The 7956-nt window shown below is 71.0% G+C and carries 6 protein-coding genes; 3 read left to right on the top strand and 3 right to left on the bottom strand.

Annotated elements, in window-relative coordinates:
- On the bottom strand, window positions 1-1311 hold a 1311-nt coding region (locus tag ABZ342_RS48510; RefSeq protein WP_360488779.1), incomplete at its 3' end, for a discoidin domain-containing protein.
- A 149-nt stretch (window positions 1312-1460) separates the two neighbouring features.
- On the opposite strand from ABZ342_RS48510, the gene ABZ342_RS48505 reads away from it, so the two are divergent.
- On the top strand, window positions 1461-3092 hold the full coding sequence (locus ABZ342_RS48505) for a tannase/feruloyl esterase family alpha/beta hydrolase (RefSeq protein WP_360488776.1): 1632 nt from the start codon (window positions 1461-1463) through the stop codon (window positions 3090-3092).
- Window positions 3093-3133: 41 nt separating this feature from the next.
- Window positions 3134-3772: a class I SAM-dependent methyltransferase gene (locus ABZ342_RS48500; protein WP_360488773.1), complete on the top strand. Its 639-nt coding sequence runs from the start codon at window positions 3134-3136 to the stop codon at window positions 3770-3772.
- Window positions 3773-3786: 14 nt separating this feature from the next.
- Here ABZ342_RS48500 and ABZ342_RS48495 read toward each other — a convergent pair whose 3' ends face one another.
- A complete protein-coding gene (locus ABZ342_RS48495; protein WP_360488770.1) occupies window positions 3787-5082 on the bottom strand; it encodes a M20/M25/M40 family metallo-hydrolase in 1296 nt (431 codons plus the stop codon).
- Entirely contained in the window at window positions 5075-5902 is an 828-nt protein-coding gene (locus ABZ342_RS48490) for a M55 family metallopeptidase (protein ID WP_155543993.1), read from the bottom strand. Before ABZ342_RS48490 ends, ABZ342_RS48495 begins: the two co-directional genes overlap by 8 nt.
- 170 nt (window positions 5903-6072) lie before the next feature.
- Between ABZ342_RS48490 and ABZ342_RS48485 the strand changes: the two genes are divergently transcribed.
- Complete coding sequence (locus tag ABZ342_RS48485) at window positions 6073-7905, top strand: ABC transporter substrate-binding protein (protein WP_360488767.1); 1833 nt, start codon at window positions 6073-6075, stop codon at window positions 7903-7905.
- Window positions 7906-7956: the final 51 nt, after the last annotated feature.

The following is a 7956-nucleotide window of genomic DNA, read 5'->3' as shown; positions in this document are numbered from 1 at the left end:
ATGCCGTGGATGTACGCCTCGCCGAGCTGGCCGCCGTGCGGGTTCCGGGAAGTTGTTGCCCCGGGAGAAGGTGCTGTTGGCCATCGTGCCCCGGGTGGTGACCACGTTGTCGCTCGGACGGGTGCTCGCGGGCGGCGTCGGGGTCGCCGACACCTTCACGTCGTCGAGCCAGCCCTGCAGCGAGCCCGGGCCGTTCGGGTTGTCGTAGCCGACGAGGATCCGGTCGATCGTCTTGCCCTTGGCGACCTGCCCGATCGCCGAGCGCACCAGGTTCCACTGGTTGGCGTAGAGCACCTTCGAGGCGCCCTGGCCCTCCGGGGTCAGCGGGAAGCCGTACTGGTCGGTCGCGCCGAGGTTGCGCAGGTAGGTGCCGTCGGTGAAGGCGAGGTCGATCGCGACGTTCGTGCTGGGGTACTTCAGGTCGCCGGTGATGAACTGCGGCTGCACCTTGTACGACAGCTCGGTCGACGCCACGACCGGCACATCGACGTCGAAGATCTTGTTGTACGACCAGCCGTGGCCGGCCTCGGTCTGGCTGCCCGAGTAGCGGAACGCCTTCATGCCGGTGAAGCCGACGCGGTTCTTGTTCGTGTACCCGCTCGTCGGGCCGGAGTCGACGAAGCTGCGCATGTTCGGCAGCGGCGGCGGCGCCGGGTCGTCGTTGGCCAGCAGCAGCTCCGAGACCTGCAGGATCGGGCCGCCGTTGTTGCGCGTGACGTCGAGCCGGTAGTACTTGTACGCCGCGCTCGGCGCGGCCAGCTTGTAGTCCTTCTGCTGGAACCGCGCGGTGAACGCCTGGTCGGTCTGCTTGTCCAGGTCCGTCCACGCGCTCGCGTCGTTCGAGCCCTGCAGCGTCCAGTCCTTGGGGTCGCGCTCGTCGAAGTCGTTGGCCGAGGAGATCGCGTAGTGGGTGATCGACGTCGGCTCCGACAGCGTGACCTGCGCCCACGCCGTCGGGTCCCAGGACAGCCACTTCGTGTCGGTGGTGCCGTCGAAGAGGTTCGACACCACTTCGCCGCCGTCGGTGTTCTCGCTGCTGGCGCTGCTCTCGGTGACCTTGCCGCGGATGTCACCGGGGATCGCGGTGCCGTTTGCGCCGTTCACGCCGAAGGCGCGCGGCTTGCCGGCGGCGTCCGTGTCGACGGTGTCGGTCCACGTCGGCTGGACGTCACCCGGCTCGAAGGAGGACGAGAAATCGGCGGGGAGGGCTTCTTCGGCCGCGGACGCCGTCGCGGGGAGGGCGACCAGGCCGGCGGCGACCACGGCGGCGGTCACCAGGAAAGCGACCGGCGGTCTGGCGCTTCGGGGCATCATTGCTCCAAGCTCTGGAGGGATGAACAAGGGCACCGCGCGGGCGGGACCCAGCGGCGCCCAGGAAGACAAACGCGCGGGTGACATCGATGTCAAGACCGGTCGGCAAACCTGGCCAGAACTGGACAACCGAGGGGAACTCCCAACCCATGAGAACAGTCCGGATCTTCACCGCCGTCGTCACATTGACTCTCGCCACCGCGGGTTTCACCCCGGTGGCCGCCACCGCCGCGCCGGACTCCACCGTCCGGCCCACCACCGCCTGCGGCGACCTGGTCCGCGGGTTCGCCCTCCCGGGCGCCGCCACGCACGTCACCTCGGCGGCCGTCGTCGCCGCGACCGCCACCGACCCCGAGTACTGCGGCGTGCGGGGTTACGTCGAGCCCGCTGTCCGCTTCGACCTGCGGCTGCCCACCAAGACCTACGCCGGCCGCTACCTGCAGTACGGCTGCGGCGGCTTCTGCGGCATCGTCAACCCGCCCGCCTTCGCCGACTGCGACCTGCCCCACGGTGGCGACGTCGCGGTCGCCGCGACCGACGACGGCCACGTCGGCACGACCCCGGCCGTCGTCGACGACGGCAGCTGGGGTCAGCACGACCAGGCCGCGCGCGACGACTTCGAGTTCCGCGCACCCCACGTCGTCTCGCGCGCCTCGAAGGCGATCATCCAGGCGTTCTACGGCGCCCCGCCGAAGAAGTCCTACTTCACCGGCTGCTCCGACGGCGGCCGCGAAGGCCTCCTGCTGGCCCAGCGCTACCCGGCCGACTTCGACGGCATCGTCGCCGGCGCCCCCGCCGGGTACTGGGGACCGCTGCTCGGCGTCTACCAGACGTGGCTCGCGCGCGTGAACAACGCCGCCGACGGCAGCCCCGTGCTCACCGCCGCGAAGCTGCCCGCCCTGCACGCCGCCGTCCTCGCCGCCTGCGACCGCCTCGACGGGCTCACCGACGGCCAGCTCGACGACCCGCGCGCCTGCCACTTCGACCCGGCGAAACTGACCTGCACCGGCCCCGACACCCCGGCCTGCCTGACCCCCGCGCAGGTCGGCGTCGTCCGCAAGCTCTACGCACCGCCCACCGACGCGCACGGCACGCTGCTCTACCCCGGCGGCCAGCAGCCCGGGTCGGAGCTGTCGTGGGCCGGGTGGATCATCGGCGTGCCCGAGACCGGCGGCGTCTCCTTCGCCCGCAGCCTCGCCGACAACTACCTCAAGTACCTCGGCTACCCGATCGGCGCCCCGGCGTCGAAGGTCGACGACTTCGCCTTCACCAAGCGCGAGTTCGACCGGCTCACCCCGGTCGGCGTCCGGTACGACGCGATGAGCCTTGACCTGTCGGCGTTCCAGCGCCGCGGCGGAAAGCTCGTGCTGTGGCACGGCTGGGCCGACGAGGCCATCCCGCCGGCCGGCACGCTCGACTACTACCAGCGGCTCACCCGCGGCCACGCCCAGGACTTCGCGCGGCTGTTCATGGTCCCGTCGCTCTACCACTGCGGCGGCGGCACGACGCTCACCGAGTTCGACCCGCTGAAGGAGCTGGTCGCCTGGGTCGAACGCGGCACCACGCCCACGAAGGTGACCGCGACCGGCCGCGACGCCGCCGGGAACGTCACCCGCACCCGGCCGGTGTTCACCTACCCGCAGCGCGCGGTCTACGACGGCAGCGGCAGCGTCGACGACGCGGCCAACTTCCGCCCGGCTCCGCCCGCCTCGCCGGTCCGGGACGTCGTCGACTGGGCCGGCAACGGGCTGTACGCGATCCCCGGGCCGGTGGCCCGGTAAACCGGTCACGCGGGTCCGGCGTCGTCGCTAAGGTCACGATCATGACGACGCCGGACCCCGCCGACCGAGTACTTTCCCGCGCCTCCCTCGCCGAGGGTGACCCGACCCGGTGGTTCGACGAGCTCTACACCGCCGCCGCCCGCGGCGAGGCCGAGGTGCCGTGGTCCCGCGGCACGCCCAACACCGATCTGGCCGCCTGGACGCCTCCTGGTGAAGGCCGCCGGGCGCTGGTGGTGGGCAGTGCCCTTGGCGACGACTCGGAACTGCTGGCTTCGGCGGGCTGGGCGGTGACGGGCTTCGACGTCGCCCCGACGGCGGTCGAAGCCGCCCGCGCCCGGTTCCCGGAGTCCGCGGTGAACTACGTGGTGGCGGACCTGCTGAAGCCGCCGGGGGAGTGGCACCAGGCGTTCGACCTGGTCGTGGAGATCATGAACATCCAGGCGATGCCCCGAGACTTCCGGCCCGCGGCGCTGAGGTCCCTGGCCGGGTTCCTCGCGCCCGGCGGCACGCTGATCGTGTCCGAGGTCGCGGAGGAGAACTTCGACATGGCGACGTGGGTGAGCCCACCGTGGCCGTTCAGCCGCGAAGAGGTCGAGTCGGCCGCCCAGGACGGCGTCAAGCTGGTCACCCTGGAGCGCATCCGTGACGGTGCCCGCCACTGGGCCGAGTTCACTCGCTGACACCGCCCCTCAGTTCAGCAGTCCGCGAGGAACCTCGAGAGCACGCGGGTCCCGAAGCGCAGGCCCTCGACCGGGACCCGCTCGTCCACCCCGTGCGCCATCGCCCGGTACGGGAAGCCCTTCGGCAGCCACAGCGGCGCGAACCCGTAGTTCGCGATCCCCAGCTGCGCGAACGCCTTCGCGTCGGTCCCGCCGCCCAGGCAGTACGGCACCACCACCGCCTCGGGGTCCTCCGCGCGCAGAGCGGCGGCCATCGCGGAGAACCACGGCGAGTCCACCGGCGCCTGCACCGGCGGCTGGTGCGCGACGAACTCCCGCGTCACGCCCTCGCCGAGCAACCCGTCCAGCACCGCGAACAGCTCGTCCTCGGTGCCCGGCAGCACCCGCATGTCCACCTGCGCGGTCGCCGTCGACGGGATCACGTTCACCTTGTAGCCCGCGTCCAGCATCGTCGGCGTGGTGCTGTTGCGGACCGTCGGCACCACCAGCGAACCGGCCGGGCCCAGCGCGGCCACCGTCGCGTCCACATCGGAGAAGTCCACCGGGACGCCCAACGCCTCGCCGGTCCGCTCCAGGAACGCGCGTACCGCCGGGGTCAGCGTCACCGGCCAGCGGTGCGCGGCGATCCGGTGCAGCGCGCCCACCAACCGGGTGACGGCGTTCTCGTCGTTGGGCCGCGACCCGTGCCCGGCCCGGCCGCGCGCGGTCAGGCGCAGGTGCGCGGTCCCGCGCTCGGCCGTCCCGACCGGGTAGAGGTGCACGTCGCGGCCGTCGGCCGCCGGAACGTGGTAGGTGTAGCCGCCCGACTCGCTGATGGCGGCTTCGCAGCCTTCGAACAGCTCCGGGTGCTCGGCCACCAGCCAGTGCGCGCCCCACTCGCCGCGGTCCTCCTCGTCGGCGACGAACGCCAGCACCAGCTCACGCCGCGGGCGCACCCCGCCGGCCAGCGCGGCGAGGACCATCGCCACGAAGTCCTTCATGTCGGTCGCGCCGCGGCCCCACAGGTACCCGTCGCGGACCTCGCCGGCGAACGGGTCCACCGACCAGTCCGCGGCGTCCGCCGGCACGACGTCCAGGTGCCCCTGCACCAGCAGCGCGGGCAGCGACGGATCGGTCCCGGGCACGCGCGCGATCACGCTGGCCCGGCCGGGTGCGGCCTCGAGGATCTTCGACGGGATGCCGAGCGAGTCCAGGAACGCCGCCACGTACTCCGCGGCCGGGCGTTCGGGCTCGGCGTCGTTGTTCCCGCGGTTGGTGGTGTCGAACCGGATCAGGTCGGCGCACAGGCCGACGACGTCGACGTCAGCCATAGATGCCCTGCACCGCCCCGGCCGCGATCGCCGTGACGACCTTGAACGCCTTCATCGCCTCGGTCATGTTCACCGCGTCGAAGCCGACCCGCCGCGTGCCGATCTGCTCCACCGTCGGGATCACCGCCGTCGCCTGCGCCAGGTGGCTCGCGTCGAACTCCACCTCGATCCGGTGCGCCCGGACCTGCCGCTCCTCGCGCCCGGCCCGCGCCATCGCGTCGGCCGCCGCCCCGGTCAGCAGGTCCGCCGTGCGCGCCGGTGGCAGGCAGATCGCCGCGTACCGGCTCACGCACTCCTTCACCTGGACCAGCTCCGCCTCCGGAGCGTAGTCACGGGCGTCCTCGCACGTTTCGTCGTCACCCGAAACGAGCAGGACCGGGACGCCGTACTCCGCGGCCATCGCCGCGTTCAGCCGTCCCTCGCTCGCCGGGACGTCGTCCAGCCACACCCCGGTGATCTGGTTCTCCAGGTAGGTGTGGGAAAGGACCCCGTCGAACCCGGCGCCGGCGTGGTAGCCCAGGAACACGACACCGTCCACACCGGAATCGACGCCCTGCATCATCGACAGCGGCTTGTGCCGCCCGGTCAGCATCCGCGCCCGCGGGTCCAGGTCCTCCAGCAGCAGGTTCCGCTGCGACGAGTGCGCCTCGTTGACCAGCACGTCCCCGGCCCCGGCCTCGAACAGCCCGGCCAGCACCGCGTTGACGTCGCCGGTGAACAGCCGCCGGAAGCGGTCCCACTGCGGCGAACCGGGCACGACGTCGTCGGTCCAGGTGACGCCGGTGGCGCCCTCCATGTCCGCCGAGATCAGGATGCGCATGCCCGGCACTTTAACCAGACCGCCGCGGCCCCCGACACGGATCCCCGATCACGGTGCGTAGTCGAACGCGATCGATAACGATCGGACACCTGCCGAGGCGGCAACATATTGCGCGGTTGTGGCGGTATGTGGTTACTTCTCGTCCTTGGGGAGGCTTCACAGCGAGAACGATGGGGTGGTTTTTGGTGCATTTCCCACGCAGAATCGGCCGGTTGGGCCGTGTCGGCGCGGTCGTCGCGGCCGCGACGCTGGCGGCGATCCCGCTCGCGGTCCCGGCCCAGGCCCAGCAGGCCAAGGTGCTGCGGGTCGCGCTGACCACCGGCATCGACCACCTGAACCCGTTCACCGCCGTGCTCGCCGCGTCCACGCAGATCGGCCGGTTCACCTACGAGTTCCTCACCGTCCCGGACGCCGCGAAGGCCGAGGCCTCGCCCGCGCTCGCCGAGTCCTGGACGCCGTCGGCGGACAAGCTGACCTGGACGTTCAAGATCCGCGGCGGCGTCAAGTGGAGTGACGGGCAGCCGGTGACCGCCAAGGACGCCGCGTTCACCTTCAACCGCATGCTCACCGACGAGGACGCCCGCACCGCCAACGGCAACTACGTCGGCAACTTCGAGACGGTCACCGCCCCCGACGACACCACCCTCGTCATCAAGACGAAGACCGTGCAGGTCAACATGAACCTGCTCGACGTGCCGATCGTGCCCCAGCACATCTGGGAAGGCGTCAAGGACCTCAAGGACCCCTCGACCGACGACCTCAAGATCGCCGGTGTCTCCGACGGGCCGTTCCAGGTCACCGAGTACAAGCCGAACGAGTACGTCAAGTTCAAGGCCAACAAGGACTACTGGCGCGGCGCCCCGAAGGTCGACGAACTGCAGCTGCTGCAGTTCAAGGACACCGAAGCCGCCGTCAACGCGCTCAAGCAGGGCGAAGTCGACGTCATCAACCGGCTCAACCCCAACCAGTTCGCCGCGCTGCAGGGCCAGGACGGCATCACCACCAACGCCGCTCCCGGCCGCCGCTACGACGAGCTCGCGATGAACTTCGGCGTCACCGACAGCTCGAACAACCCCATCGGTGACGGCAACCCCGTCCTCAAGGACATCAACGTCCGCAAGGCGATCACCCAGGCCGTCGACACCCAGTCGCTGGTGGACAAGGTGCTCAAGGGCCTCGGCCAGGTCGGCGGCGGCGTCGTGCCCCCGGTCTACAGCGCCTACCACTGGGACCCCAGCGACAGCGAAAAGGTCAAGTTCGACCTCGCCGCCGCCAACGCCACCCTCGAGCAGGCCGGCTACAAGAAGGGCGCCGACGGCGTCCGCACCGCCCCCGGCGGCGCCAAGCTGGAGCTGCGCCTGACCGGGCACTCCAACCGCAGCTACGACCAGGGCGTCTCGCAGTACGTCAGCGGCTGGCTCAAGGACATCGGCATCACCGTCAAGCAGGACCTCGTCTCCGACGACGAGCTGTCCGACCGCACCGCCACCGGCAAGTACGACCTCGCCATCGGCGGCTACGGCACCAACCCCGACCCGGACTACGCGCTCTCGCTGCACACCTGCGCCGCGCGTCCCTCCGCGGACGGCAAGGGCGGCAGCACCGACACGTTCTTCTGCGACGCGGCCTACGACGACCTCTACAAGAAGCAGCTCACCGAGACCGACGACGCCAAGCGCGCGGACTACGTCAAGCAGGCCCAGGCTCGGCTCTACAGCCAGTTCCCGACGATCGTGCTCGACTACCAGAACGCGCTCGAGGCCTACCGCTCCGACAAGTTCTCCGCCTTCACCACCCAGCCGCAGCCCAAGGGCGCGATCCTCGAGCAGACCGGCTACTGGGGCGTCTACGGCGCCACCCCGGCCGGCGACCAGGCGACCGCCGACGCCGGCAGCAGCGGCACCGTCGTGTGGATCGTGGTGGGCGCGATCGTCGTGGTGATCATCGTCGTCGGCGGCGTGATCATCAGCCGCCGCAACAAGACCTCCGAGGACCGCGAGTAAGCATGACCGCCCCCGAACAAGCCGCGGTGCTCGTCGACCCCGACGAGCACC

The organism is Amycolatopsis sp. NPDC005961, assembly GCF_040629235.1.
In the GTDB taxonomy this organism is placed as follows: Bacteria; Actinomycetota; Actinomycetes; order Mycobacteriales; family Pseudonocardiaceae; genus Amycolatopsis; species Amycolatopsis camponoti.
The sequence above is the reverse complement of the archived record's forward strand: the minus strand, read 5'-3'. Positions and strand labels throughout refer to the sequence as shown.